Below are 26,136 nucleotides of genomic sequence, written 5' to 3' on the forward strand. Positions count from 1 at the left end.
ATCGTTTCAGGATGGATTAAAGATCGGACAGTGATTTGAGCAAGGCGGCTATCGCCTCCTCATCGCGTTTGTAGAAGGTCCATTGGCCGACGCGATGGGGCGTAATCAGACCCGCTTTCGTCAGCACAGACAAATGGGCAGAAACGGACGACTGGGAGAGGCCGCACCGTTCGAACTGGCCCGCGCACACGCCCATCTCCAGAGGCATGTGCTGACCAGAGAAATGGTTCTCCGGTTCCTTGAGCCAGCTCAAAATGTCAAGACGCACAGGATTAGCGAGCGCCTTGAGTATCTCGTCCATAGGTATAGGCTGAACATCCGACATCGCAGTCACCTCGCTGATCTTCTGATACGTATCGTCATTTCCCGATATAAGTATTGATTGAATCCGATTTAAAAAGAGGCCGCTCGTTCACATCGCCGTGAACGGGAAAACCGAAGCCTTTCCTGTGGAACGTCGTTACTGCCTTGATTGCGCCGAACCGACATCCGACTATGTTCGGCGTGACAGTTGAGAATTGGAAATTACATGGCGGACATTACCAAGCGCATTGCCGGGATCATCGCGGCGGAAATCAACGCAAAGCCGGATCAGGCACTGGCAGCAATCGGCTTGCTGGACGAAGGCGCGACAGTGCCTTTCGTCGCCCGTTACCGCAAGGAAGTCACCGGCGGGCTTGATGACACGCAATTGCGTCAGCTTTCCGAACGCCTCGCCTATCTGCGCGAACTTGAAACACGCCGCACCTCGATCATGGAATCGATCGGCGGCCAGGGAAAGCTCACGCCTGAGCTTGAACTTAAGATCGCAGGCGTTCAGACCAAGGCCGAGCTTGAAGATCTTTATCTTCCCTACAAGCCCAAGCGCCGCACCAAAGCGGAGATCGCCCGCGAACGCGGTCTTGGACCGCTTGCCGAAGCCATTCTCACCGACCGCAGGCTGGTCCCCGCAGAGATTGCTGCGCAATATGTCACCGGTGAAGTTGCAGATGTGAAAGCAGCCCTTGAAGGCGCGCGCGACATCATCGCCGAAGGCTTTGCTGAAAACGCCGAACTGATCGGCAATCTGCGCAACTATCTCAAAGATCGCGCCGTACTGCGCTCGCGCGTTGTCGATGGCAAACAGGACGCAGGCACGAAGTTCTCCGATTATTTCGACCATTTTGAACGCTGGGCAAATGTTGCAGGCCACCGCGCTCTGGCCATGCTGCGCGGACGCAACGAGGATTTTCTGTCGCTCGACATTGAAATCGACGCCGACGACACCTCACCTGTAAAGCCGGTCGAACGCAAAATTGCAGCCGCCTATAATATCGGCGCAACCCTGCCCGGCGACCGCTGGCTGATGGAAGTTGCAGGCTGGGCGTGGCGCGTCAAGCTCTCGCTCTCGTTGTCACTTGATCTCATGCGCGACCTGCGTGAACGCGCCGAGGAAGAAGCCATCAACGTCTTCGCCCGCAACCTCAAAGACCTGCTGTTAGCCGCCCCTGCAGGCTCCCGCGCCACCATGGGCCTCGATCCGGGCATCCGCACTGGCGTGAAAGTCGCAATCGTCGATGGCACTGGCAAACTGCTCGACACCACCACGGTCTATCCATTCCCGCCAAAGAACGATGTGCGCGGCACCCAGGCCGAGCTTGCAAGCCTGATCCGCAAACACAAGATCGAGCTGATTGCCATCGGCAACGGCACAGGCAGCCGCGAAACCGAACGGCTCGTCGTGGATATGCTCAACGACCTTCCAGCGCCAAAACCGCTGAAAGTCATCGTGTCGGAAGCAGGTGCATCAGTCTATTCGGCGTCAGAAGCCGCAGCGAACGAATTTCCGCAGCTCGACGTATCGCTGCGCGGTGCCGTTTCCATCGCCCGCCGCCTGCAGGACCCTTTGGCGGAACTCGTGAAGATCGAACCGAAATCCATCGGCGTTGGTCAGTATCAGCATGATGTCGATCAATCGCGTCTGGCGCGTTCGCTCGATGCGGTGGTCGAAGATGCCGTGAACGCGGTCGGCGTTGATCTCAACACGGCTTCTGCTTCGCTGCTGGCGCGTGTGTCGGGTCTCGGAAAGTCTCTCGCCGAAGCAATTGTTGCACATCGCGATGACGCCGGTGCTTTCAAGAACCGCAAGGAACTTTTGAAAGTCGCGCGCCTCGGCAACCGCGCGTTTGAACAATGCGCAGGCTTCCTGCGTATTGCGAACGGCACAGAGCCGCTCGATGCATCTTCCGTTCACCCGGAAGCCTATGGCGTTGCCAAGAAAATCGTTGCTGCCTGCGGTCGCGATGTGCGCAGCCTCATGGGCGATAGCGTAGCGCTCAAGGCGCTTGATCCACGCGTCTTTGTCGATGAGCGTTTTGGTCTGCCAACCGTGCGTGACATCATTGCCGAGCTTGACAAGCCGGGCCGCGATCCACGTCCTGAATTCAAGACCGCGACCTTTGCCGACGGCATCGATGACATCAAGGACCTGAAACCTGGCATGATGCTTGAAGGCACCGTCACAAACGTTGCTGCCTTTGGTGCCTTTGTCGATATCGGCGTGCATCAAGACGGGCTTGTCCATGTCTCGCAACTCGCCGACCGCTTCGTCAAAGACCCGCATGAAGTGGTCAAGGCTGGCGATGTGGTGAAAGTGCGTGTGACGGAAGTGGATCTGCCACGCAAGCGCATCGGCCTGACAATGCGCAAAGATGGTGGCGAAGCCCCAGCACCGCGTAACAACGCGCAGCGCGACACGAAACCTGCACAGAAGCAAAACTTCGCTCCGCGCAAACAGGAACAGCCGTCAACCGGCGGCTTCGGTGCAGCCCTTCTGGAAGCGATGAAGAAGAAATAAGCTGCCGCTTATCCAAAACGCCCGTTTTTCCTCATCCTGAGGAGCCGTTGAAAACGGCGTCTCGAAGGGCGAGGGAAAACACGTCAGCAAACGCAAACCGCCCCTCGTCCTTCGAGACGGCTCCTTTCGCAAAGCTCAAGGAGCCCCTCAGGATGAGGGTCTCTTCAAGCTGTTATCATTCTGCCTGGCGCTTCAGATCTTATTCCCGATTGGAAAGCCGGTTGAGACTTTTCTCACCGGCATTTCATCGGTGGGAATGATCCAGCCACCGCGAATGGCGATGCGAACCTCGTCGCCTTCTTCCAGTCTTACCGGATCGCGCACTTCAAAATGCAAGTGAATATCTGGCTTGGTGAGCGGATGTGCCTCGATGCGCGAGCCGCCACCGCGATAGACCGAACGCTTGACCCGCACAGGGATGCCGCCGATTTCGGTCAATGCCAGATCTTCTGCGCGAACGCAGAGCTGCGCATTGGCGCGCGGCATTTCAATGCCAGAACAACGCACCTGCGCGCGGCTTCCCAGCACCAGCGCCTCGCAATGTCCCGCTTGCGCAAAAGACACGACCTCCGCAGGCAGAACCATGCCATGCGCGATGAAGGACGCAACCATTTCGCTGGCCGGTTCTTCGTAAAGCTTGCGCGGCGTATCGAACTGCTGAAGCTTGCCGTGATCGAGAACCGCAATCCGGTCAGCAAGCGCCATGGCCTCGGCCTGGTCATGCGTGATGTAGATAATCGTCGTGCCGGTACGCTTGTGGAAAGCCGCGAACTCATCTTCCATCGAAGCCCGCAAATGCACATCGAGATTGGCAAGCGGTTCGTCAAACAATACCAGCGAAGGGGCTGCCACCAGACAGCGGGCCAAAGCCACACGCTGCCGCTGACCACCCGAAAGATTGGCCGGACGGCGATCACCGAAACCGTCAAGATCGACCAGCGCCAGTGCTTCCTTGACCCGGCGTTCGCGCTCGGCCTTGGCGATTTTGGCCACGCGCAGGCTGTAGCCGACATTCTCGGCCACCGTCATATGCGGCCAGAGCGCATAATTCTGGAACACGATGCCGACCTGACGCTTCTCAGGTGGCACGCTACCGTCAACATGGGAAACGCGGCTGTCACCAATATGGATTTCGCCGCCGTCAACATCTTCAAAACCTGCAATCATCCGCAAAAGCGTGGTCTTGCCGCAGCCGGATGGTCCGAGAATGGCAACAAACTCGCCGTCCTTCACATCAAGCGACACTTCAGACAGGGCCTGAAACTCGTTGAAGGCCTTGGAAACAGAAGCGATTTTCAGTCGCGCCATGGCAGCACCCCGTTTGGAAGACGCCGCGCAAACAGATTTGTTGCAAGCATCAGCATGAATGTCACCGCAACGGCCAGAATGGATATGGCAGCCGCATAAGCGGAATCGCCCGCCTGTTCGAAAGAAAACATCACCACGCCCAGCGTTTCCGATCCCGACGCCCATAGTAGCGCTGAAACCGTCAGCTCACAGAATGCGGTCATGAAAATGAGCACGCCGCCTGCAAGCGTCGCTGGCGCGACAAGAGGAAATATAATAGTCCGCAGTCGGTAGAAAAGCCCCGCTCCCGCCACTCGCGCGGCTTCTTCCAACGCACGGTCTATCTGGTGCAGGCCGGCAACCGTTGGCCGCAGCGCCAGCACGAAGAAGCGCGCAAGATAGGCAAACAGAATGATCCAGAGGGTATTATAGAGGCTGACACCGACCACCGGCAGTGGCTTTAAGAACATCAGCAGACAGGCGATTGCCAGCACAACGCCCGGCAGCGCGTAAGGCATCTCGGCTGCAAAGTTGAGGATCGGAGTCCAGCGCCGCTTGCGCCATGCCAGCATATAGGCAAGCGGAACCGCAATCAGCACAGCAAAACCCGCCGTAACCACCGACAGCAGAATACTGTTGCCAAAAGCGCGGGCTGATCCGCTGTGTTCAAGCATGACAAAGCGGAAATTTTCAAGTGTTGCTGTCGCAAATGTAAGCGGCACGCCATAGGCCGGAACCAGCGCGGAAAGCGATAATCCGATCAGCGGCAGAAGCAGCACGATCACGATCGACAACCATGCAGCCAGTTCCGCCCACACACGCCATGCGCCAAGCGCAAAAGGCGCGGCTGGAAGCGAGGTTGAAACAATGCGGAAATCGCGACGGCGTGAGGCATAATCCTGCGCGGCGATCCCTGCCATGGCGATCAGACCGATCAGCACCGAAAGCACGGCGACGCTGGACAGGACGGCTGGCCCACCGCCCGCAAGACGCTGATAAATCAGCGTTGGCAAAACGAGATAGTTCGATGGAATTCCCAGAAACGCGGGAATACCGAAATTGCCGACACACGACACAAAGGCCAAGGCGGCAGCACCGATGATCGATGGCGTCATCAGCGGCAGGATGATGGTGCGCAGAACGGTCCATTTGCTGGCACCGGCACTCAGACCCGCTTCGACCAACTCGCGTGGGAGTTTGCGCAGGCCCGCCCGTACAATCAGAAAGACCAGCGGTCCATATTGCACGCCAAGCAGAAAGATAATGCCCCAGACGGAATAAAGCGGATTGCGGCTTCCCAGCGGCGGCGCCATGCCGATGATCTTGAGGAATTGGCTGGAAGGCCCGAAAAGCTGGAGCCAGGCCAGCGCTGTTACCTGCGGGGCGATCAGCAGCGGGGTCACATAGAAAAGCACGAAGACGTTGCGCCCGCGCATATCTGTGAGACCGACGAGCAACGCCGCAACAATGCCAAACACCAGCGCCAGCAGCGTGCCGCCAATACCGATCTGCAAAGAATGCCATGTGGCAACCCATGTCGAGCGGCTGCTCAATGTTTCGGAAAGAACGGATGTCGAAAGCTGTCCCTGCGGCGCAACAAGCTCAACAAGCAGACGCGCCATCGGTAGAAGCGACAGCACCGCAACAATCAGCGTTACACCAACAATCAGGGCCGTATCACGGCCCTGAATATCTCGAAACATTCGCATTTTCGCTTTTTATCCGCCAAACAGCTCGGAGAACTGCTTCTTGTCGGCATCAGTCTGATCGAGAACCTTCTGGGTGTCGATAGACATGATGCTGATCTTGGTGCCTTCTGGCAGCCATGCAGGGCGACCGACGCCGTCCTTGGCAGGCAGATAGCCCTGCTCAAGTGCCAGCTTCTGGCCATCATCCGACAGGATGAAATCAACGAACTTCTTGGCACCGTCGACATTCTTGGCGGTGGCCATGATCGCAACTGGTTCGGTTACGGCAGGCACACCTTCCGACGGGAAAACGAACTCGATCGGCGAACCCTTGGCTTTGGCATTGAGCGCCATAAAGTCAACAAGAATGCCATATGGCTTTTCGCCACTCGCAACCGACTTCAGCACTGCGCCATTGCCCTTGACGCTTGCCAGTTCATTGGCCTTGAGGTTCTTGAAATAATCCCAGCCGAGATCCTTGTTGAGCGCGAAACCGCTCAGGAGATAGGCAGCAGCGCCCGAATAAAGCGGGCTCGGCATGACAACCTGCCCCTTATAGTCGGCCTTGGCGAGATCAGCCCAATGTTCAGGTTTCTGCGTCGCACCCATATTATAGGCGATGCCGGTGGTGATCAGCTTGGAGCCGAAATAGGTCTTGTCGGCGTCATAGCTATCTGCAGCAAAACCATCGACCTTGGCTTCCGGATAGGCGAGCAGGCGCTTGTCCTTCTTGAGACCTTCCATCGTCACCGCATCAGCGATCAGAAGCACGTCAGGCTGCGGCGCGCCAGCCGAAAACTCGGCTGCAAGCTTGGTGAGGAGTTCGCTCGTACCGGAACGGAAAATCTGCACATCCGTATCTGGATTGGCCTTGCGGAAAGCTTCGACTGTCTTGGTCGCATCCGCTTCCGGTTGCGACGTATAGAGCGTCAGCGTATCGGCCTGTGCCACGGCGATGGAAAGAGCAAGAAGCGCAGGTACGACAGCAGCCCGCTTCAGCATCTTGTTCATGGGATTCGCTCCTCGAATTTCTGTATAATGTTCGCCAGCATGACCAGCGATGCCGGTGCAATCCTGACGCGTGCGAAGTGATAGCGCGCAGATACTGCCATGGCGATAGGCACGATCATTTCCATTCATGGTGCACCTGTCAAACATCCTGCAACGTGAACCCGGAAAACAAAAGCCTTCCGGCGGAATCATATCCATCGGAAGGCTTGTAAGACATTGAATGTTTTGCCGAACAGCCATCCGTACCTCCAAGCATGGAGAAGATGCGGATGGCATTAGAGGAATTGCAATGCGGTTTTATGACAACCGTAAACGCATCCCCGCTGAAAAGATCAACAGATCAGATAACGATCTCGGCAACATGCGCAACCTGAGCGCCGGCCTCGTAATAGGCTTCACGCAGATTGCGGAAATTCTGCTCTTTCGGATCGCTGACCGGCAGCGGCAGATCATCTTCTTTGATCTCGCCTGAAACGAGCTGCGAAAGCAGTTTCCCGAAGACTGTTCCCGGCGCGATACCGCGACCGTTGTAACCGGAGAACCCAACCACATTGCGGGCGAGGCGATGGAATTTCGGCAGGCTGTCATCGGTCATGCCGATCTTGCCATACCATTCGGCTTCGAATTCGATTTCGCCGATCTGCGGGAACAGACGCTTCAACGATTTCTTCGCCCATGCCTTGTGCACGGCGGCACCCGTATTGCGCAACGCACCAACGCTTCCGAAGACAAGGCGACCCTGCTGGTCGAAACGGAAGGATGAAAGGACTTCCTTCGTGTCCCACACGCCCTGACGTTCCGGCAATATGGAGCGCTTGATATTATCCGACAGCGGTTTCGTGGCCATGTTGAAATATGGCAGATGAACCAGCTCGGCGCGCACTTCCGGCCATGGTGCATTGGTGTAGGCATTTGTCGCCACAACGACCCAGTTTGCCGTCACTGACCCCTTGGCGGTCTTGACCACCCATTTGCTGTTCTTTTCCTCGGCCCCGATCACCGGGCTTCCGGTAAACACGGTCGCGCCAGCGGCAATGGCCGCATGAGCAAGCCCGCGCACATAAGCGAGCGGCTGGATCGTACCGGCGCGCAGATCGAGCAGCGATCCGGCATAAGCCTTGGTTCCAACCTTGGCTGCAGTTTCCTTGGCGTCGAGCAGCTTCACATCGGCGCCACGGCGCGCCCACTGCTCATAGCGGTCTTCAAGTTCCTTCAGGCCCTTCTTGCCGACGGCGCAGTGAAGCGTGCCCTGCTTTTCGACTTCACAGGCAATCTTGTGCTTCTCAACGATTTCGAAGACAAGCTTCGGCGCATTGCCGAGGACATCAAGCAACCGGTCACCATATTTCTGGCCAAGCACGCCGGGCAGATCATCCGGCATGACCCACATGCCTGCATTGACCAGACCGACATTGCGGCCCGAACCGCCATAGCCGATCTCGATACCTTCGAGGACGATGGCTCGCGTGCCTTTCTCGGCCAGATGCAGAGCTGTCGAGAGACCGGTAAAACCGCCCCCAACGATCACCACATCCGCAGTCAGATCACCTTGCAGCGTGGCCGTCTTGGGAGCAGCAGGGGCGGTCTTTTCCCAAAGACCATGGGAGCGCGGATCGTTCAGCATTGAGAGCAACCATTTTAAATAGTGAAATACGGGCACCCTGCCCGACTGTTTCTATTTCACGCCGCGAAAGCCGGTTGGACAGCGTTATTTGCGCAACAATTCATTCCGGTTTGGAATGAACCAGCATCGAATAATCCGTATTGCCCACCTGCCCGGCAATCCACTGGCAGAACACCTGCGTTAACGGATTCTCCAGTTTTCCTTCCGGTACAACCAGATAATATTCGTTCTCGGTGCGCATCGGCTTCTCAAAAAGCATGACCAGTTCGCCGCTGAGCAACTCCTGCTCAATCAGATAAAGTGGCAGAAGCGCAAAACCCAGACCGGCCAGTGCCGCACCAATGACCATCGAGAACTGATCGAACCGATGTCCCCGATAGGCCGAGCGTCCCTCAACACCGCAGCTTTCAAACCATTGCGCCCACATTTTGGGCCGCGTCGCAAGATGCAGCAAAGGCTCGTTTTCAAGCTCTTCCGGTGCCGATGGATGACGCGCTTTCAACAGGCTCGGGCTGGCGACCGGCACGATGACTTCACTACACAGAAAGGTACAGGTGGCATGTGCCCAGACCGGCTGTCCATAATGGATGGCCAGATCGAATGGCTGCTCCTCGAAATCGAAGACGCCAGAGCGCGACGCGACATTGATGGCAATGCCTGGATGCTTTTCGATAAAATCGGAAATGCGCGGCATCAGCCAGCGCGTGCCGAATGTCGGCAGGGTAGCCACACTGAAAGAAGACGTTGATTGCGCCGAAGCCATGGCGCGCAACATCGTATCTTCCGTCTGGTTCAGTAGACGCCGCACTTCCGGTAGAAATTTTCTGCCTGCATCGGAAAGCAGAATGCGCTGGCGGATGCGCTCGAACAGCAGGACGCCAAGCTGGCTTTCAAGATCCTTGATCTGACGGCTGACCGCGCTCTGGGTGAGATTGAGCTCGTGCGCAGCCTGCGTGAAACTGCCATGACGGGCGGCACACTCAAATGCCTGCAGCGTGGCGATATCAGGGATCAGTCGTCTGCTCAGCTTCATTCCATTCTCGCATTAACATAGTTGCTTTCGTCGCAAGCATAACCGCAAAACGGTCTATATGATACATTTTCATCATAATCCACGCATGTTCCTCCCAAGCACGACATGCATCACCCGAAGATGCCCCACTCGACGGAAATTTTCGCCATGAAAGACCAGAAATTCGTTTCGCCGGACGCTATTCGTTCTGCCTTCTCGGCGGCAATGTCCGCAATGTACAAGCAGGAAGTGCCTGCTTATGGCACATTGATGGAACTCGTCGCCGATGTGAATGCCAAAGTGCTGGCTGATGACAGCCACTTGCATGAACGTCTGACGGAAACAGATTCGCTTGAGCGCATCTCGGAAGAACGCCACGGCGCAATCCGTCTCGGCACGGCTGCCGAGCTGTCGATGATGCGCCGCGTCTTTGCGGTCATGGGTATGTTCCCGGTCGGTTATTACGATCTTAGCGCCGCTGGTGTCCCGGTTCACTCGACTGCCTTTCGCCCGGTCGACGATGCTGCCCTGAAGCATAATCCGTTCCGCGTCTTTACCTCGCTCCTGCGTCTCGATCTTATCGCCGATGAAAAGCTGCGCGCTGAATCGGAAGAAGTCCTGTCGAAGCGCAACATCTTCACCGGTGGTGCCATTGCACTCGTCGAAAAGGCTGAAGCCGAAGGCGGCCTCAACGACGACGACGCAAAAGCTTTTGTCGCTGAAGTGCTGGAAACATTCCGCTGGCACGATCACGCCAATGTCAGCGCCGAACTTTATCATCGCCTGCATGACGCGCACCGCCTGATCGCCGACGTCGTCTCTTTCAAGGGTCCGCATATCAATCACCTGACGCCGCGCACGCTCGACATCGACGCCGTGCAGGTTCAGATGCCGGATCGCGGCATCAACCCGAAGGCCGTTGTCGAAGGCCCGCCAACCCGCAAGTGCCCGATCCTTCTGCGTCAGACCTCGTTCAAGGCGCTGGAAGAAGAAGTGTCCTTTGTCAGTGCTGATGGCACCTGGACGCCGGGCTCGCACACTGCCCGTTTCGGCGAGATCGAACAGCGCGGCGTAGCACTTACGCCGAAGGGCCGTGCTCTTTACGACAAGCTGCTCAACGATACCCGCGCCGTTGCGCGCCCTGCTCCGGATGGCTCGAATGCGGCTGAATATGTGAAAGCGCTGAGCGACACTTTTGCAGCCTTCCCAGACACATGGGCTGGCGTGCGTGAAGAAGGCCTCGGCTACTTCGCCTATTCGGTCAGGGACGCTGCAAAGCTTGAAGCCTACAAGCCGGGCACCGATATTGAGGTTCTGATTGAAGCTGGTGCGGTTCAGTTCGACCCGATCATCTATGAGGACTTCCTGCCGGTAAGTGCTGCCGGTATATTCCAGTCCAATCTGGGCGACGACGACACACAGGAATTTGTTGAAAGCCCCAACCAGAAGCGTTTCGAGGATGATCTGGGTGCGAAAGTGCTTAATGAATTCGAGCACTATGCCCGCATCGAACACGAATCCATCGAAGCCGTTAAGGCAGGTTTGAAGGGCCTCGAAGCGGCAGAATAAAAGCATAACCCCGAAAAGTTGCAGACTTTTCGGACAGGATTATGCGCAAACAACTCATACAGAGAGGAAAGCCATGAACACCGCTGTTAGAAAAATCGACGTGAAGAAGGAAGCCGCCGATCTGCTTTCCAAACTCGGCGTCGATGCCACCGCCTATACCGGCGGCGACCTTGCCGGTTTCAGCCCCGTTTCGGGCGAACAGATTGCTGCGGTCAAGACCCACAGCAAGGAAGACGCAGTCAAGATCATCGACAAGGCTGACGAAGCTTTCCGCGTCTGGCGCAACGTTCCGGCACCGAAGCGCGGCGAACTGATCCGTCTGCTTGGTGAAGAGCTGCGCGCTTCCAAGGAAGACCTTGGCCGTCTCGTTTCGCTCGAAGCTGGCAAGATCCCTTCGGAAGGCCTCGGCGAAGTACAGGAAATGATCGACATCTGCGATTTCGCAGTCGGTCTGTCGCGCCAGCTTTACGGCCTCACCATTGCAACCGAACGTGCTGGCCATCGCATGATGGAAACCTGGCATCCACTCGGCGTTGTCGGCGTTATCTCTGCCTTCAACTTCCCCGTGGCGGTCTGGTCATGGAATGCCGCTCTGGCAATCGTGTGCGGCAACTCGGTCGTCTGGAAGCCATCTGAAAAGACCCTTCTGACCGCTCTTGCCTGCGATGCGATCTTCAAGCGCGCACTGAAGCGTTTCGGCGATGCACCGGAGGGCATTTCGCTACTTCTGCTTGGTGACCGTGAAATCGGTGAAGTCCTCGTTGACAGCCCGAAGGTTCCAGTCGTTTCGGCAACCGGTTCGACCCGCATGGGCCGCGAAGTCGGTCCGCGCCTTGCCAAGCGTTTTGCTCGTGCGATTCTCGAGCTCGGCGGCAACAATGCCGGTATCGTCTGCCCGTCGGCCGATCTCGACATGGCGCTGCGCGCAATCGCCTTCGGCGCAATGGGCACCGCCGGTCAGCGCTGCACCACGTTGCGTCGCCTCTTCGTGCATGAAAGCGTTTACGACGCTCTCGTTCCGCGTCTGCAGAAGGCATATGCCAGCGTCACCGTTGGTTCGCCGCTCGAAACCAGCGCTCTGGTCGGTCCGCTGATCGACAAGGTTGCTTTCGACAACATGCAGAAGGCGCTTAAGGAAGCTGCTGCTCACGGCGGCAAGGTACAGGGCGGCGAACGCGTCGATGCTGGCCATGAAAACGCTTACTATGTGCGTCCGGCTATCGTCGAAATGCCGAAGCAGGAAGGTCCGGTTCTCGAAGAAACCTTCGCGCCGATCCTGTATGTCATGAAGTATTCGGACTTCGACGACGTGCTGGCAAGCCACAACGAAGTCGGCGCAGGCCTGTCCTCTTCGATCTTTACGCTCAACCTGCAGGAAGCAGAACGTTTCCTCTCGGCTGAAGGTTCGGATTGCGGCATTGCAAACGTCAATATCGGTACTTCGGGTGCTGAAATCGGCGGCGCATTCGGCGGTGAAAAGGAAACCGGCGGCGGTCGTGAATCGGGTTCGGATGCGTGGAAGGGCTACATGCGCCGCGCAACCAACACAATCAACTACTCGAAGGCTCTGCCGCTCGCACAGGGCGTTTCCTTCGACATCGACTAATCGATCTTATTACAGATCAAAAGAAAACCCCGCTTTGGCGGGGTTTTTTATTGACGCAACATCAGTGATTAGCGGAGATTGTGGTTATGGCATGCCGAAAATCGTGGCTTTTGAGAACCGGCGCGCAGCGTACTTGAGTACGTGAGCACCGGAAGCGCAAAAAGACGCGATTTGCAGGCCGCCAGAGCCGCAATATCACCCCATGCGTTCGGAGGCGAACGACCCGGGGCTAGCCGGGAATACGACTGTGCGATTGCCGTTGAGAAACGAACGGTGATGAATATGCGCGTGAACAGCGCGTGCCAGAACCTGCGCTTCGACATCACGGCCAATCGACACGTAATCGGCTGCACTCTGCGCATGGGTAATGCGCGCAACGTCCTGCTCAATGATCGGACCTTCATCGAGATCTGCGGTCACATAATGCGCCGTGGCGCCAATCAACTTCACGCCGCGCTCATAAGCCTGCTTGTAAGGATTCGCGCCCTTGAAGGACGGCAGGAAGGAATGATGAATGTTGATGATCTTGCCCGACATCTTCTGGCAGAGCTGATCGGACAGAACCTGCATGTAACGGGCAAGAACCACCAGCTCCGTGCCTGTATCATCGACAATATCCAGGAGGCGCTGTTCTGCCTCCGGCTTGTTGGCCTTGGTGACGGCGATATGGTGGAACGGAATGTCGTGATTGACGACAACCTTCTGATAATCGAAATGGTTCGACACCACGCCGACAATATCAATCGGCAACGCACCGATCTTCCAGCGATAAAGCAGATCGTTCAGGCAATGGCCGAAACGCGAAACCATCAGAAGCGTTTTAGTCCGTTGCGCATTGTCGTGGAATTCAAATTCCATCTCGAACGGAGCTGCCACGGGCGCAAAACCTTCACGCAGAACATCGAGAACGACGCCTTCTTCGGAGATAAAGCTGACGCGCATGAAAAAACGACCGGTGTCCAGATCGTCAAACTGGGCGCTATCGATGATGTTGCAACCCTTGCCCGCAAGATAACCCGAAATCGCGGCAACGATACCGCGGGTGGACTTGCAGGTGACGGTCAAGACAAAATTATGCATCGGACTTCCTCAAATTTTCGAAGGCGCAAGCCAGGGCGCGCGCCTTGAAACTAGTTCACGATGCGGCCCCCGCCATGCCAGAATGCGTAATGCACTGACCGGATTGCGCTATCAAGCAACTTTGGAAGAAAGATTGCTCTATTTTGATCGTGTCTGAATCAAAAAGCGGCTGACCGTGACGAAAATGGTGATTTCGAGAACTGGAGCGCAGCGTACTTAAAGGTACCTGAGCACCGGAAGCGCGGAAATCGCCATTTGCAAACCGGCGTGGCGACTTTTGGATCAGACACTTAAAGATGCGGATTGCGATTACGGTAGCGGGCAACCAGCGAACGGTTCACGTCGCCGGAGCCCGGCATGTTGGCGCTCAGATAAATTGGTGCATCGCCCTCACCCACCAGCCTTGCCGCGACATCGGCAAAAATGGCATTGAGGATCGTAACACCAAGGGCAGTCGAAACCGGGCCGACCTTCAAAGCACTGCCTTCGACTTCCAGCACCGCATCGCCAGCAGGCGCATCATTATCCAGTACGACATCGGCCAGAGAAAGCAGTTGTGTGCGGCCTTTGGCGATGGCGTTGGAATAGGTGACAGAGGTAACCGCAATGACGGCGGCCCCCTGCTCCCGTGCAAAGCGCGCCGCTTCAATGGGAGCAGCATTGACGCCGGAATTCGATACGACGATCAACACGTCGCCTTCGCGAATGCCGTAGCGCTCGAGAATCGGAAGTACGGCCCCTTCAATCCGCTCAAAATGCGAGCTTGCCACCGCGCCATCCTGCAGCATGATCGCGCCGCAAAGGATCGGCACGGTAATCGCCAGTCCGCCAGCGCGATAATGCAATTCTTCCGCCATCATATGCGAATGGCCGGTACCAAACACATAGACCCGACGATCCGCCGTGGCCGCAGTGGCAATGAGCTCGGCGGCTTTGGCCATCGGCTCGGCAAGGCGATCACGCAGACCGGAAAGCCGGGCTATCAGATCATTGAAATAACGATCGGTGATTTCCGTCATCAGCCTTACCCTGCTATCTGCTTTTCACCCGAAAGCCATGTGGCTTTCGCAAACAGCCCGTCGTCAAGATGGACTGCATCCATCCGCATGCCGGGACGGAACGTGCCGCGATCATTGAGACGCAAATAGCGCGCCGGATAGTGGCTCGCCATGCGCAGCGCCTCGGCCAGCGTCAGCTCCAACTCGGCCACGCCGAAACGCACTGCCGACGCCATATCAAGATCGGAACCGGCAATGGTGCCATCCGCCAGCACAAGCTTGGAGCAGATGCCGCCCGGCACACGACGGACAGCACGTCCGTTGATTTCGAAGCTTTCAGAGTCCGAACCAACCAGAGCCATGGCATCCGTTACGAAGAAAAGGTGGGCATCTCCCCGCTTCGCCCGCAAGGCAAGCCGCAGCGCCATCGGATCGACATGGTGGCCATCGGCAACGATGCCGCACCAGATATCGGGATGGTCAAGCGCTGCCCCTGCCAGACCCGGCGCACGATGGCCGATCTGGCTCATGGCGTTGAAAAGATGGGTGACGCTACGCGCACCCGCATCGAAGCGCTTGAACGCCTCTTCGGCGGTAGTGTCACTGTGGCCGATGCTGACGACGACACCGCCTTCGCTCAGGCGTCGCACCTGCTCAGGTGTGACCTGTTCTGCGGCAAGCGTGACCAGTAATGTCCCTACCTGCCTTGCCGTATGGATATAGAGCGCAATATCGGCATCATTGACGGGACGCATCAGTTCCGCCAGATGAGCGCCCTTCCGTGCCGGGGCCAGATGCGGTCCCTCCAGATGGAGACCGGCAACGCCCTTGTCGGCCTTGACCGCTTCTATTGCCGCTTCAATGGCGTGGTCGCGTACCGGTGTTGTATCGGTGATCAACGTCGGCAAAAGGCTCGTCGTTCCATATTTGCGATGCCCCTTGGCAATCACGAACATGGTCTCGGGCGTGGGCTGATCGTTCAGCATGCGCCCGCCACCGCCATTAACCTGCGCATCGATGAAGCCGGGCGCCAAAACACCACCGTTCAGGCGCTCGACATCATGGGCTTCGCCAAGTGAGGCTTCCGGCACAATGGCCTCGATCTTGCCATCACTGAACACCAGCGCACTTTGGTCATGAAAGCGCTCGCCATCAAAAATGCGCGCGCCTGCTATTGCCGATTTCCTGGTCATACCGTCACCGTGACCTTGTTGAGATTGCGCGGCTTGTCGGGATCGAAACCCTTGCGGCGCGTGACCGCTTCAATGACGCGGTAATAATTGATGAGGGAAACCAGCGGATCGAGATGCGCATTGCCCGTGCTTGCCGATGGCAGCCGGAAGCCCGGCGTTTCCGCATCGGACAGCGACACAATGCTCGCCCCGAACGAATGCAGTCGCTTCAGGGCCTGCATATTGGTGTCGAAAGCTTCATCACGCGGCAGGAAGGAAATGATCGGGAACCCCTCTTCCACAAGACGCATCGGCCCGTGCATCAGCTCCGCCAGCGAGAAAGCCTCCGCATGGATGTTGGCGGTTTCCTTTGCCTTCAGCGCCGCTTCGAGCGCAATCGCAAAGGCCGTGCCGCGACCGCCCGTATAAAGCGAGCGGGCATTAAGAAGGAGATTTTCAACTGCTTCGCGACCATCGGGCCGTGTTGCAGAAAGCGCCTCCGGCAGGCGTTGCAGCCCGGCCTGCAGGCTTGCATCGCCGCTGGCCGACGCCACCACCCCCGAAAGCGCTGCAACTGCAGCAATGAACGACTTGGTTGCGGCAACACTCTTTTCTTCACCGGCGTTCAACGCCAGCACGACATCGGCGGCATTGCCAAGCGGGCTATCGACAACGTTCACGACCGCAATTGTGGTTGCACCACCCTTTTTGGCAGCTTCCTGCGCCGCGACAATGTCGGGGCTGGCGCCGGACTGCGACACAGTGAAATGCAGTCCGTTCTTGAGCTTCAGCTTGGAACCATAGACCGATGCCACCGAAGGCCCGATGGATGCTACCGGAATACCCATCGTGATTTCCATCAGATATTTGAAGAATGTCGCCGCATGATCGGACGAACCGCGCGCGGCGGTCGTGATGACGGCAGGTTCGCTCTTCTGGAAAATGCGTGCTATCTCCGCAAAGGTGCCTGCCTCCTTCTCAAGCAGACCGGCGACGACGGCAGGCGACTGTTCTGTTTCCTGCAGCATCAGGGAGGAAGGGCTATTCATGGTCATTCTCCAATTTTCAGTTCCGCGACGAAGTCATAGGCATCGGCGCGATAATGCGAACGGGTATATTCGACCATCCGGTCGTCCTCGAGATGCGAGACACGCTCGATCAAAAGCGCGGGCGCTCCCCGATGCACACCAAGCAGGCGTGCCGTACCGGGGTCGAGTGTAACTGCTGTCAGACGCTGCAAGGCGCGCACCGGCTTGTGGCCACGCCGCGCCAATGCGCCATAAAGCGAGGCTTCTTCGACACGATCCTTATCCAGATAATGGCGCGGAACCACCGCCCGCTCGAAGGCCATCGGAACGCCATCGGCAAGACGCAGACGATCCAGCCGCACCACCGTCGTATCGACACCGATCCCCAGCCGGAAAGCCTCGTCGGGCGACGGCCTGTCGACCTTGTTGGTGACAACGCGCGCGCCCGGCTCCTTGCCGCGTGACAGCATGTCCTCGGAAAACGAAGTCAGCCGCCAGAGATGCTGGCTGATACGGGCAGGCCGCTCGGCAACGAAGGTGCCGCTGCCACGTCGCGCCTCCACCGCGCCCTGTGTCAGCAATTCCTTATAGGCATTGCGAACGGTGATGCGGCCGATGCCAAGCTGTTCCGCCAAATCGCGCTCCGGCGGCAGGCCCACCGCGGGCGCAAGCTGCCCTTCCTCGATCAGTTCACCGAGAATGCGCGCAAGGTTCCGGTAAAGCGGCCCCGTCAGCTGCGGGTCGTGCAAGCCACGCTCTTCGATAGCCGTGATCAATGTGGTTCTATTCATACTTTACATAATAGAACCTATATAGAACCAATGACAAGTGACAATCTCATGAAAAAAGCCCGGTCGTGACCGGGCTTTTTGTTTAATGCGGTTGCTGCGCAGGATGCGCCTCAACTGGCGGCTCATCCGGCTTATGCTCCGGCTCCTTGATCCGGAACCACGCGACATAAAGCGCTGGCAGGAACAGCAGTGTGATTGCCGTGCCAGCTATGATACCGCCCATCATGGCATAGGCCATCGGCCCCCAGAACACTTCACGCGCAATCGGGATCAGCGCCAGACTTGCAGCGGCCGCAGTCAGAGCGATCGGTCGCATTCGATGCTGGCTCGCTTGCGTCACCGCATCCCAGGGATGCATGCCCTCGGTGATATGCTCCTCAACCTGCACGATCAGGATGACCGAGTTTCGGATAAGAATGCCAACCAGCGCCAGCACGCCGAGGATCGCCACAAAGCCGAGCGGTTTGCCACTCGGCAATAACGCAGCTACGACACCGATCAGCCCAAGCGGCGCCACAGCAACGACAAGGAACAACCGCTGGAAGCTCTGCAACTGAATCATCAGGATCGTAGCCATGACGAACAACATCAAAGGCACCACGGCAGCAATCGGCCCCTGACTTTTACCGCTTTCCTCCACCGTCCCCGCCGTCTGAATATAGTATCCTGATGGCAGCTTGTCTGCGAATGTCTTGATGGCTGGCGCCAGATCCTTGACGATTGTATCTGGCATTGTCTTGTCGATGATACCAGCGGCTACCGTGATCGTCGGAATACGTGAACGGCGATAGACGACCGGCTGTTCCAGTTCATACCGGAAATTGGCAATCGCCGCCAATGGCACCGACGTCCCGTTGCCAGTTGCAATCTGAAGGCTCTGCAGCGTATCGATCGAGTCACGCTCGTGTTTCTGCGCCCGCGCAATGACGTCGATTAGATATATCGAATCCCGAACCTGGGTGATCGTGATACCGCCGACAATACCGTTGAGGGTTGTTGCTATATCCTTGGAGGAGATACCGAGTTTTCTCGCCTTGTCCTGCATGACGTCGACGCGGATAACGCGACCCGGTTCGTTCCAGTTGTAGCTCACCACCCCAAGTCGCTTGTCGGAACTGAGGATACCAGCAAAATCCTGCGCGACGCCGCGCAGCTTCTGGATATCTGGCCCCGAGATACGATACTGAACCGGACGACCAACTGGCGGTCCGAGCTCCAGATACTTCACATAGACGTCCGTTCCGACGTAATCCTTCCGCAGAACTTCGTTGAATTTCTGCTTGAGCCTGTCGCGCGCTTCAAGATCTTTCGCAACGATGACCATCTGCCCGAAATATGGGTTTGCAGGTTGGACATCGAAGGAAAGAATGAAGCGGATAGCGCCCTGCCCGATATAGGTGCTCCAATGATCCACATCGGGATTATCCTTGAGCATCGTTGCTTCGAATTTCTCCATCTGGGCTTTGGTATCCGAGATCGAACTGTTCTGGGGCAGCGTCCAGTCGAGTACCAGTTCCGGACGATCCGATTCCGGGAAGAATTGCCGCTCGATAAATCCCATGCCAAAAACCGAGACGAGGAAAAGTGCAATCGTCGTAATGATCGTGATCCATTTGTGCCGCATAGAGGCGAGCAGGACCTGAGAGAACATGTTGAAGAAACGGCTATGCTTCTCCTCATGCGCCTTCATCTTCCTCGGCAGGAACGTAACACCGAGCAAAGGTGCGAAGAGAACGGCGACGATCCATGAAACAAGCAATGAAACCGCAATCACGACAAACAGCGTATAGGTATATTCGCCAGCCTGACTGTTGTTCAGCCCGATGGGGATAAAGCCTGCAATAGTGACGAGCGTACCCGTCAGCATCGGAAAGGCCGTGTGCGAATATACATAGGTCGCAGCCTTATTGATGGGGTCACCGACCTCCAGTCGCGCTACCATCATTTCAACTGCAATCATCGCATCATCGACAAGCAGACCCAGTGCGATGATAAGCGCACCGAGAGACACGCGCTGCAACGAAATATCCATCAGCGACATGGCCAGGAAAGTGATCGCCAACACCAACGGAATTGACAGCGAAACGACAAAGCCTGCTCTTACGCCCAGACTCACGAAGCTCACCGCCAGAACGATGACGACGGCCTCGAACAGCGCTTTGGTAAAGCCAGAAACAGCTTCCGTGACGACCTGAGGCTGATCAGCGACCTTGAATAGCTTAACTCCGACAGGCAGTTCCGCCGTCACCTGGCTCATCATCTTGTCGAGTGCAGCGCCGAATTCGAGCAGATTGCCGTTCGGCTTCATGCCAATGCCAAGACCGATAGCATCTTGTCCGTTCACCCGGAAAATGGATGTTGGCGGATCGACATAGCCCCGTGTGATCGTCGCCACGTCGGAAAGGCGGAAGAAGCGATCATTGACACGCAGATTTACTGCACGCAAATCGGCCTCGGAGTTAAATTGCCCGCTGACACGCACACTAATGCGCTCTGGCCCGGCTTCCACCACACCAGAAGGCGTGATCGCATTCTGATCCTGCAGGGCTTGCAGGATTGCCTGTTGGTCCAGTCCGAGCGCGGCAATCTGACGGGTCGAAAACTCCAGATAGATTGCCTCATCCTGCGCGCCGATCAGTTCGACCTTGCCCGCATTGGGCAATGTCAGAATTTTTGTCCGCGTGCTTTCGGCATAGTCCCGCAACTGTCGCATGGAAAGACCATCCGACGTAAACGCGTAGACGTTTCCGTAAACGTCACCGAATTGATCATTAAAATACGGTCCGAGAACGCCCTGCGGCAGCGTATTCTGAATATCATTCAGAAGATGGCGTACTTCGGTCCATGACTTTTTGACCTGCTCCGCCCTGGTCGTATCTTTAAGAAATACAAACACGACCGATTTGCCCGCTGTGGTTATGCTGCGGGTATAATCCAGCGTATCCAGTTCTTCGAGCTTCTTTTCCAGCCGGTCCGTAACCTGATTGAGCGTTTCCTCGACAGAAGCGCCGGGCCAGTTGGCCTGTACAACCATCGTTTTGACGGTGAACTCCGGATCTTCCTCACGACCGAGATCGATATAGGAAATGAGACCGGCCACCAGAAAGACAAGCATGAAGTACCAGACCAGAGACCGGTGATTCAGAGCCCAGTCAGACAGATTGAATCCCTTCTTCACAGGCCTGTTCCTTTCTCGTTCAAGCGGACCTTCTGTCCTTCCTTCAACTCATGCACACCGGCAATCGCCACATAGCTTCCGACATCCACGCCACCGGCAACGAAACTGTTGCCATCCCGTTGGATAACCTGCACATCATGAAGAGAAACCGTCTGTTTATGCGGATCAATAATCCAGATGCTCGTCTTGCCATTTTCATCGAGCAAGGCCTGGATCGGCATCGTCACAAGATTCCGTTCAGGCGCAGCCATAACGGCCCGGATCGTCGCACCGAGGCGAAAGCCCTCCGGCGGATTTTCAAGCGCAATACGCACACGCCGCGTACGTGTCTGAGCATCTGCCTGTGGGGCAACTTCACGCACGGCTCCCTGCCCGGTGACACCAGGATCAGCCTGCAACTGCACATTGAACGGCGTGCCCTGTTCAAAATATTGCGTCATGCTATCGGGAATATCGAGCACCGCTTCGCGAATATCGGGACGTGCGACTGTCATCACGGTCTGTCCAGCCGCAACCACCTGACCGACTTCCGCATTCGTTGCGGAGATGACACCGTCGAAATCTGGACGCAGCACTGCATAGCTGCGCTGATTCTGCGCCATCTTCAGACTGGCCTGAGCCTTTTCAAGACCCGCTTCGGCACTGTCGCGCCCCTGTTTGGCTGCATCATAGTCGGCTTGCGAGACATTATTGCCTTTCAGCAAGATATGCTGGCGTTCTTCGCTTGCCGAAGCGTTTGCATATTGCGCCTGAGCGCTGGCAAGATCGGCGCGTGCGGACTGCACCGCCAGATCAAGCGTGGACGGATCGACCATCGCAACCATTTCGTTCTTCTGAACGAGATCACCAACCTGAACGGGCCGGTTGATGATGCGCCCAAGTACCCGGAAAGCGAGATCGGTCGAGTAACGCGGTTCAATCGTACCGGCAAAACCCGTCTGGGTAACCGGCTTCGGCTCAACGACCATATAGAGCACCGGTCGCACAACGTCCGTGTTCGCTTGCTTCTCTTCTTCCTTGCCACAGGCGCTGAGCAGAACCGCCGCACCAAGCACGACGATACACCCCATCGATCGCATCATGGGAAACTGGATTATCTGCTTCATTGCGAGACGGTTCCTTCTGGCCCCTGCACAATTTCAGTCGGCTCGCCGGAGCGCAGCATCTGCGCACCCGCAGTCACGATCAGCTCGCCTTCCTGCAAGCCGCCTTCCACGATCAGCCGTTCCTTCTCATAGGCAAGGACCTTGATTGGAACGAGTGTTGCGACTTTGGAATCTTTTGCAATTCGCCAAACGGCTGTGCGCCCCGCATCCGACGTCATCGCACTCCACGGCAGAGCGATCACCCGCAGAACATCCATATGAACCGTGCCCGTTACGGTGGCGCCCAGCGCCATCTGCGGCGGTGTCCGTGCTATCCCCACCTTCACCCGGACTGTGCCGGTTTGTGAATCGACCACCGGCGAAATTTCACGGATCTTGCCTTCAGCGGTTACGGACACATCGGAGAGCAGGGAAATCGTGACCCCCATGCCGATCTTGGCATGATTGACTAATGTTTCCTGCACATCGAAGACAGCATCGCGCGGACCGTCCTCAGCAATGGAAAAGGCTGTCTGCGCCGCTTGAACGACCTGACCGGTCTCGATATTGCGCGCAGTTATCATACCGGTAACAGGCGCCAGCAATTCCGTGTAGGACAGCTGATCGCGCGCATCATTAAACTCGCTTTCAGCGCTGGAAAGAGCGCTCTGAGCCGTCTGCAGGTTTTGGTTTGCCTGATCATAGGTGCTGCGCGTCGTAAACCCTTGGGCGAGCAAGGCCTTCTGACGTGTGAAATTGGCCTGCGCCTGCACGAGTTGCGCCTGTGCGGCGTCTTTCGTAGCCTGTGCAACACGCAGATTGGCTTGCTGCTCGACATTGTCGATACGCGCCAGGGATTGCCCCTTCTCCACGTGCTGGCCGATTTCTGCCATACGTTCGACTACCTGACCATTCAGGCGGAAAGAGACGTTGACGAGTGAGCGAGCCGCTATCGCGCCTGACAATGTCAGTTTCGGCTGATAGTCACTCGCCTCGGCCTTTAAGACCGCAACTGGAACGACATCAAACGACTCCGCATAAGCGAAAGACCCCGTCGCCAGTAGAAGAGCCAAGCCCGCTAGCATGCCACGACTTTTCCGGTAGGGGCCTGGTCGCAAAATCTGCTTCCACCCATTCCATAAGCCGTAAGTGAATGATTTTACCGCCATTTGCACGATTCTCACTGGTTCGGTTTCATTGAGAATGCACTAAAACTATGCAAAAAACAGCGCCATGGTAAAAGATAATGAATCATAGTTATCACTAATAAAGACACGGAAAATACAAATTTAGAAGCAACTGACGTACTCCGTCACGTATCAAGATATTTATAAGTAGAGACGTATTTCTTTGATAAATTCTGGGAGTTTTTCCAGAATAGAATGACAGCCCATCATCGTGAGCGTCGTACTACCTTTCTATCCTCTCGATAATTCTTTGCCCTGCGGCGCTTAATTCGTAGCGCGTACGTTGTGTCCGCGGATCGCGATGCCTGATCCTTATATAGCCGTGATCCTCGCCGAGCACCGAAATTTCCCGGAGCACCAGCGCGTGCGCAACACCCAATAACCGCGCAAAAGTTCGACTGTCCGATGCAATATCCAGTGCCAGCGCGGCGACAATACCCGCACCAAGACCGGTAAGGCTGCTGGCCGCACTCATGAGAGCCTCGACGAACGCCATATATTCCGCCTCGCCCTCATCCATCATGCGGCAGCCGATTTAAGAGGACGGAACGAAACAATCACAGATTTCGAGGTCGGCGTGTAGCTTTCATCTCCGGAACTGGCGAGCGGCACCAGCACATTCATTTCCGGATAGTAGCCCGCGATACAGCCGCGCGGGATGTCGTAGGGCACAAAGCGGAAATTCTGCGCAATACGCTCCACACCATCGTCGAATTCGCCGACAATATCAGCCCGATCACCGGCCTCGACACCGATATCCGCCATATCATCCGCATTCATGAAGACCACTTGCCGCTCGCCGTAAACGCCGCGATAGCGATCATCCATGCCATAGATAGTCGTGTTGTACTGATCATGGCTGCGGAATGTCTGCAGCACATAACGCCCCGGCATACCACGCGCCTGCTGATGTTCGACAGTTTCCGGCAGAGCGCCGGTCCAGAATGTGGCCTTGCCCTTTGCCGTGTTCCATTCCAGCTCGCGGGCAGAATTGCGCAAATGGAAGCCGCGCGGGACCCGCACGCGCTCATTGAAATCATAGAAGTCCGGCAGCACACGGGCGATATGATTGCGGATAAGATCATAGTCGTCAGCAAGCTCCAGCCAATCGACCGGGTTTGCGCCGAGTGTCGCCTGCGCCATGCCCGCAATGATCGCCACTTCCGAACGCAGATGCGCAGATGCAGGTGCGTTGATGCCGCCTGAGCCATGCACCATGCTCATGGAATCCTCAACCGTCACGATCTGCGCCACACCTCTGGAATTGAGGTCGATCTCTGTGCGGCCAAGGCATGGCAGAATGAAAGATTCCCGCCCCGGCACCAGATGCGAATGGTTGAGCTTGGTCGCGATATGGACCGTCAGGTGCTGACCGGAAAGCGCTTTCGAAATAAGCGGGCTATCCGGAGTAGCCCGGGCAAAATTGCCGCCAAGGCCGATGAAAGCCTGAGCAGACCCGTCGAGCATGGCACCAATGGCACCCAAAACATTGTGACCCGGCTCACGCGGAACATCAAAGCCGAATTCCTTTTCAAGAGCATCGAGAAATGCGACCGGAGGCCGTTCATTGATGCCGACGGTACGATCGCCCTGCACGTTTGAATGGCCGCGCACCGGACAGAGCCCGGCGCCCGGCCTGCCAATATTGCCGCGCAACAGCATGAAATTGGTAATTTCGCGGATCGTGATCACCGAATGGCGGTGCTGGGTGATGCCCATCGCCCAGGTACAGATAACCCGTTCCGATTCCATATAGACTTGCGCCGCGCGCTCCAGTGACTGTCGGAGAAGCCCCGACTGGTCCTCAATTTCTTCCCATGAGGTCGCGTCAACAGCCGCCCGATAGGCTTCCAGTTCCGCCGTATGTGTACAGAGAAACTCCCGATCGAGGATCGAGGGCTTGCCTGCGGCGAGTGCCGCATCGTCCGCCGCGAAAACCGCCTTGGCCATACCACGGAAAGCGGCAAGATCGCCGCCAAGGCGCGGCTGGAAATAGTCGCTCGCTATGGCTTCGCTACCGCCATGCAGCATTTCAAGCTTGTTCTGCGGATCGGCGAACCGCTCCAGCCCGCGTTCGCGGATTGGATTGAAAACGACAATGCGCGCGCCGCGCTCGGCAGCACGGCGCAAATCACCCAGCATGCGCGGATGATTAGTGCCCGGATTCTGGCCAACGACGAAAATGGCATCGGCCATTTCGAAATCTTCCAGCAGCACTGTCCCCTTGCCGACGCCAACCGACTGTTTCAGTGCAACGCCGCTTGCCTCGTGGCACATATTGGAGCAGTCAGGGAAATTGTTGGTCCCATAGGCACGCACAAACAACTGATAGAGAAACGCAGCCTCGTTCGAGGCGCGACCCGACGTATAGAACTCAACCCGGTTCGGACTGTCGAAACTCTTGAGAATGTCGCCGATAGTCTTGAACGCCTCATCCCATTCGACGACTTCATACTGATCGGTCGAAGCGTTGTACCGCATCGGATGGGTCAAACGACCGGTATTTTCCAGATCGTAATCCGTCCAGCTGCGCAATTGCGAAACCGTATGTTCGTGGAAGAAGGCAGGCGTCGTACGCCGGTCGGTTGCCTCCCAGGCGACAGCCTTCACGCCGTTCTCGCAAAATTCGAAGGAAGAGCCATGCTCCGGATCACCCCAGGCACAACCGGGGCAATCAAACCCGTCAGGCTGGTTTGCCTTGAGAAGCGTGCGCGCGCCGGAGAGCGGAGCGCCGCTTGCAAGCAGTTGCTTGCCGCAGCTTTTCAATGCACCCCATCCGCCTGCTGCAGCGGATCGCTTGCCGATGAAACCGGTTTTGGTGGCCTTGCTCATCCGTTACCCTCTAACCAATTGCGGGACCGCCTTCTCACTAGCAAAAAGATGCCTTGGGCGGGTGCCAATATCATAAGTGGAATTACCTGTTCCTTCAATTAACCGCGAGGCAATTGTTATTCGATACTTGTTCGTACTTGATTTCAGCCGCG

20 protein-coding genes are annotated in these 26,136 nt (G+C 56.8%); 3 read left to right on the plus strand and 17 right to left on the minus strand.

All coding sequences use genetic code 11. The features are described from left to right. Positions 1-16 precede the first annotated feature (16 nt). Positions 17-325, minus strand: coding sequence for an ArsR/SmtB family transcription factor (locus MKS82_RS16880; protein WP_109987372.1), 309 nt, complete (start codon positions 323-325; stop codon positions 17-19). Positions 326-529: 204 nt separating this feature from the next. Between MKS82_RS16880 and MKS82_RS16885 the strand changes: the two genes are divergently transcribed. Continuing rightward, positions 530-2,836 (plus strand): Tex family protein, encoded by a 2,307-nt coding sequence (locus MKS82_RS16885; RefSeq protein ID WP_109987291.1) that lies wholly within the window; start codon positions 530-532, stop codon positions 2,834-2,836. Between the two features lie 192 nt (positions 2,837-3,028). Here MKS82_RS16885 and MKS82_RS16890 read toward each other — a convergent pair whose 3' ends face one another. The 6 genes from MKS82_RS16890 to MKS82_RS16910 all read right to left on the minus strand — a co-directional run bounded on the left by MKS82_RS16890 (position 3,029) and on the right by MKS82_RS16910 (position 9,479). Beyond that, positions 3,029-4,144, minus strand: a complete 1,116-nt coding sequence (locus tag MKS82_RS16890; protein WP_109987292.1) for an ABC transporter ATP-binding protein — start codon at positions 4,142-4,144, stop codon at positions 3,029-3,031. Then, a complete protein-coding gene (locus MKS82_RS16895) occupies positions 4,132-5,832 on the minus strand; it encodes an ABC transporter permease (RefSeq protein ID WP_109987293.1) in 1,701 nt (566 codons plus the stop codon). Before MKS82_RS16895 ends, MKS82_RS16890 begins: the two co-directional genes overlap by 13 nt. A 9-nt stretch (positions 5,833-5,841) precedes the next feature. Then, complete coding sequence (locus tag MKS82_RS16900) at positions 5,842-6,822, minus strand: ABC transporter substrate-binding protein (RefSeq protein ID WP_109987373.1); 981 nt, start codon at positions 6,820-6,822, stop codon at positions 5,842-5,844. Then, on the minus strand, positions 6,819-6,947 hold the full coding sequence (locus MKS82_RS29540; protein ID WP_268878402.1) for a hypothetical protein: 129 nt from the start codon (positions 6,945-6,947) through the stop codon (positions 6,819-6,821). The genes MKS82_RS16900 and MKS82_RS29540 overlap by 4 nt, the downstream gene beginning before the upstream one ends. Before the next feature lie 215 nt (positions 6,948-7,162). Further along, positions 7,163-8,446 carry an NAD(P)/FAD-dependent oxidoreductase gene (locus MKS82_RS16905; protein WP_240579012.1) on the minus strand — a complete coding sequence of 428 codons (1,284 nt, stop codon included), beginning with the start codon at positions 8,444-8,446 and terminating at the stop codon, positions 7,163-7,165. 100 nt (positions 8,447-8,546) lie between these two features. Continuing rightward, positions 8,547-9,479: a LysR family transcriptional regulator gene (locus MKS82_RS16910; RefSeq protein ID WP_061345843.1), complete on the minus strand. Its 933-nt coding sequence runs from the start codon at positions 9,477-9,479 to the stop codon at positions 8,547-8,549. Positions 9,480-9,626: 147 nt separating this feature from the next. On the opposite strand from MKS82_RS16910, the gene hglS reads away from it, so the two are divergent. Further along, positions 9,627-11,027, plus strand: a complete 1,401-nt coding sequence (hglS, locus tag MKS82_RS16915; protein ID WP_109987295.1) for a 2-oxoadipate dioxygenase/decarboxylase HglS — start codon at positions 9,627-9,629, stop codon at positions 11,025-11,027. A gap of 73 nt (positions 11,028-11,100) precedes the next feature. Beyond that, on the plus strand, positions 11,101-12,633 hold the full coding sequence (gene amaB, locus MKS82_RS16920) for an L-piperidine-6-carboxylate dehydrogenase (RefSeq protein WP_109987296.1): 1,533 nt from the start codon (positions 11,101-11,103) through the stop codon (positions 12,631-12,633). A gap of 195 nt (positions 12,634-12,828) precedes the next feature. Here the strand turns inward: amaB and purU are convergent, their stop codons facing one another. From purU to MKS82_RS16970, 10 genes are all read right to left on the minus strand, one after another. Then, positions 12,829-13,713, minus strand: coding sequence for a formyltetrahydrofolate deformylase (gene purU, locus MKS82_RS16925; RefSeq protein ID WP_176036747.1), 885 nt, complete (start codon positions 13,711-13,713; stop codon positions 12,829-12,831). A gap of 290 nt (positions 13,714-14,003) precedes the next feature. Continuing rightward, a complete protein-coding gene (locus MKS82_RS16930; protein ID WP_109987299.1) occupies positions 14,004-14,732 on the minus strand; it encodes an SIS domain-containing protein in 729 nt (242 codons plus the stop codon). 5 nt (positions 14,733-14,737) lie between these two features. Beyond that, positions 14,738-15,904 (minus strand): N-acetylglucosamine-6-phosphate deacetylase, encoded by a 1,167-nt coding sequence (gene nagA / locus MKS82_RS16935; protein WP_109987300.1) that lies wholly within the window; start codon positions 15,902-15,904, stop codon positions 14,738-14,740. Further along, the gene (locus MKS82_RS16940) at positions 15,901-16,932 is read right to left on the minus strand and encodes an SIS domain-containing protein (protein WP_240579013.1); all 1,032 of its coding nucleotides are present in this window, start codon (positions 16,930-16,932) and stop codon (positions 15,901-15,903) included. The genes nagA and MKS82_RS16940 overlap by 4 nt, the downstream gene beginning before the upstream one ends. A 2-nt stretch (positions 16,933-16,934) precedes the next feature. Next, complete coding sequence (locus MKS82_RS16945) at positions 16,935-17,702, minus strand: GntR family transcriptional regulator (protein ID WP_109987302.1); 768 nt, start codon at positions 17,700-17,702, stop codon at positions 16,935-16,937. An 82-nt stretch (positions 17,703-17,784) separates the two neighbouring features. After that, positions 17,785-20,880 (minus strand): efflux RND transporter permease subunit, encoded by a 3,096-nt coding sequence (locus MKS82_RS16950; RefSeq protein WP_109987303.1) that lies wholly within the window; start codon positions 20,878-20,880, stop codon positions 17,785-17,787. After that, on the minus strand, positions 20,877-21,986 hold the full coding sequence (locus tag MKS82_RS16955; protein WP_109987304.1) for an efflux RND transporter periplasmic adaptor subunit: 1,110 nt from the start codon (positions 21,984-21,986) through the stop codon (positions 20,877-20,879). The genes MKS82_RS16950 and MKS82_RS16955 overlap by 4 nt, the downstream gene beginning before the upstream one ends. Then, positions 21,983-23,134: an efflux RND transporter periplasmic adaptor subunit gene (locus MKS82_RS16960; protein ID WP_109987305.1), complete on the minus strand. Its 1,152-nt coding sequence runs from the start codon at positions 23,132-23,134 to the stop codon at positions 21,983-21,985. The genes MKS82_RS16955 and MKS82_RS16960 overlap by 4 nt, the downstream gene beginning before the upstream one ends. Positions 23,135-23,375: 241 nt before the next feature. After that, positions 23,376-23,675: a hypothetical protein gene (locus MKS82_RS16965; RefSeq protein ID WP_109987306.1), complete on the minus strand. Its 300-nt coding sequence runs from the start codon at positions 23,673-23,675 to the stop codon at positions 23,376-23,378. Further along, the gene (locus tag MKS82_RS16970) at positions 23,672-25,984 is read right to left on the minus strand and encodes an FdhF/YdeP family oxidoreductase (protein WP_109987307.1); all 2,313 of its coding nucleotides are present in this window, start codon (positions 25,982-25,984) and stop codon (positions 23,672-23,674) included. The genes MKS82_RS16965 and MKS82_RS16970 overlap by 4 nt, the downstream gene beginning before the upstream one ends. Positions 25,985-26,136 lie beyond the last annotated feature (152 nt).

The sequence above is a fragment of the Ochrobactrum sp. A-1 genome (assembly GCF_022488005.1).
In the GTDB taxonomy this organism is placed as follows: Bacteria; Pseudomonadota; Alphaproteobacteria; order Rhizobiales; family Rhizobiaceae; genus Brucella.

Excerpts from the sequence above, each read along its gene's own strand:
- MKS82_RS16880 (WP_109987372.1), bottom strand. The coding sequence starts at position 325 with ATGTCGGATGTTCAGCCTATACCTATGGACGAGATACTCAAGGCGCTC.
- MKS82_RS16885 (WP_109987291.1), top strand. The coding sequence starts at position 530 with ATGGCGGACATTACCAAGCGCATTGCCGGGATCATCGCGGCGGAAATC.
- MKS82_RS16890 (WP_109987292.1), bottom strand. The coding sequence starts at position 4,144 with ATGGCGCGACTGAAAATCGCTTCTGTTTCCAAGGCCTTCAACGAGTTT.
- MKS82_RS16895 (WP_109987293.1), bottom strand. The coding sequence starts at position 5,832 with ATGCGAATGTTTCGAGATATTCAGGGCCGTGATACGGCCCTGATTGTT.
- MKS82_RS16900 (WP_109987373.1), bottom strand. The coding sequence starts at position 6,822 with ATGAACAAGATGCTGAAGCGGGCTGCTGTCGTACCTGCGCTTCTTGCT.
- MKS82_RS29540 (WP_268878402.1), bottom strand. The coding sequence starts at position 6,947 with ATGGAAATGATCGTGCCTATCGCCATGGCAGTATCTGCGCGCTATCAC.
- MKS82_RS16905 (WP_240579012.1), bottom strand. The coding sequence starts at position 8,446 with ATGCTGAACGATCCGCGCTCCCATGGTCTTTGGGAAAAGACCGCCCCT.
- MKS82_RS16910 (WP_061345843.1), bottom strand. The coding sequence starts at position 9,479 with ATGAAGCTGAGCAGACGACTGATCCCTGATATCGCCACGCTGCAGGCA.
- hglS (WP_109987295.1), top strand. The coding sequence starts at position 9,627 with ATGAAAGACCAGAAATTCGTTTCGCCGGACGCTATTCGTTCTGCCTTC.
- amaB (WP_109987296.1), top strand. The coding sequence starts at position 11,101 with ATGAACACCGCTGTTAGAAAAATCGACGTGAAGAAGGAAGCCGCCGAT.
- purU (WP_176036747.1), bottom strand. The coding sequence starts at position 13,713 with ATGCATAATTTTGTCTTGACCGTCACCTGCAAGTCCACCCGCGGTATC.
- MKS82_RS16930 (WP_109987299.1), bottom strand. The coding sequence starts at position 14,732 with ATGACGGAAATCACCGATCGTTATTTCAATGATCTGATAGCCCGGCTT.
- nagA (WP_109987300.1), bottom strand. The coding sequence starts at position 15,904 with ATGACCAGGAAATCGGCAATAGCAGGCGCGCGCATTTTTGATGGCGAG.
- MKS82_RS16940 (WP_240579013.1), bottom strand. The coding sequence starts at position 16,932 with ATGAATAGCCCTTCCTCCCTGATGCTGCAGGAAACAGAACAGTCGCCT.
- MKS82_RS16945 (WP_109987302.1), bottom strand. The coding sequence starts at position 17,702 with ATGAATAGAACCACATTGATCACGGCTATCGAAGAGCGTGGCTTGCAC.
- MKS82_RS16955 (WP_109987304.1), bottom strand. The coding sequence starts at position 21,986 with ATGAAGCAGATAATCCAGTTTCCCATGATGCGATCGATGGGGTGTATC.
- MKS82_RS16960 (WP_109987305.1), bottom strand. The coding sequence starts at position 23,134 with ATGGCGGTAAAATCATTCACTTACGGCTTATGGAATGGGTGGAAGCAG.
- MKS82_RS16965 (WP_109987306.1), bottom strand. The coding sequence starts at position 23,675 with ATGATGGATGAGGGCGAGGCGGAATATATGGCGTTCGTCGAGGCTCTC.
- MKS82_RS16970 (WP_109987307.1), bottom strand. The coding sequence starts at position 25,984 with ATGAGCAAGGCCACCAAAACCGGTTTCATCGGCAAGCGATCCGCTGCA.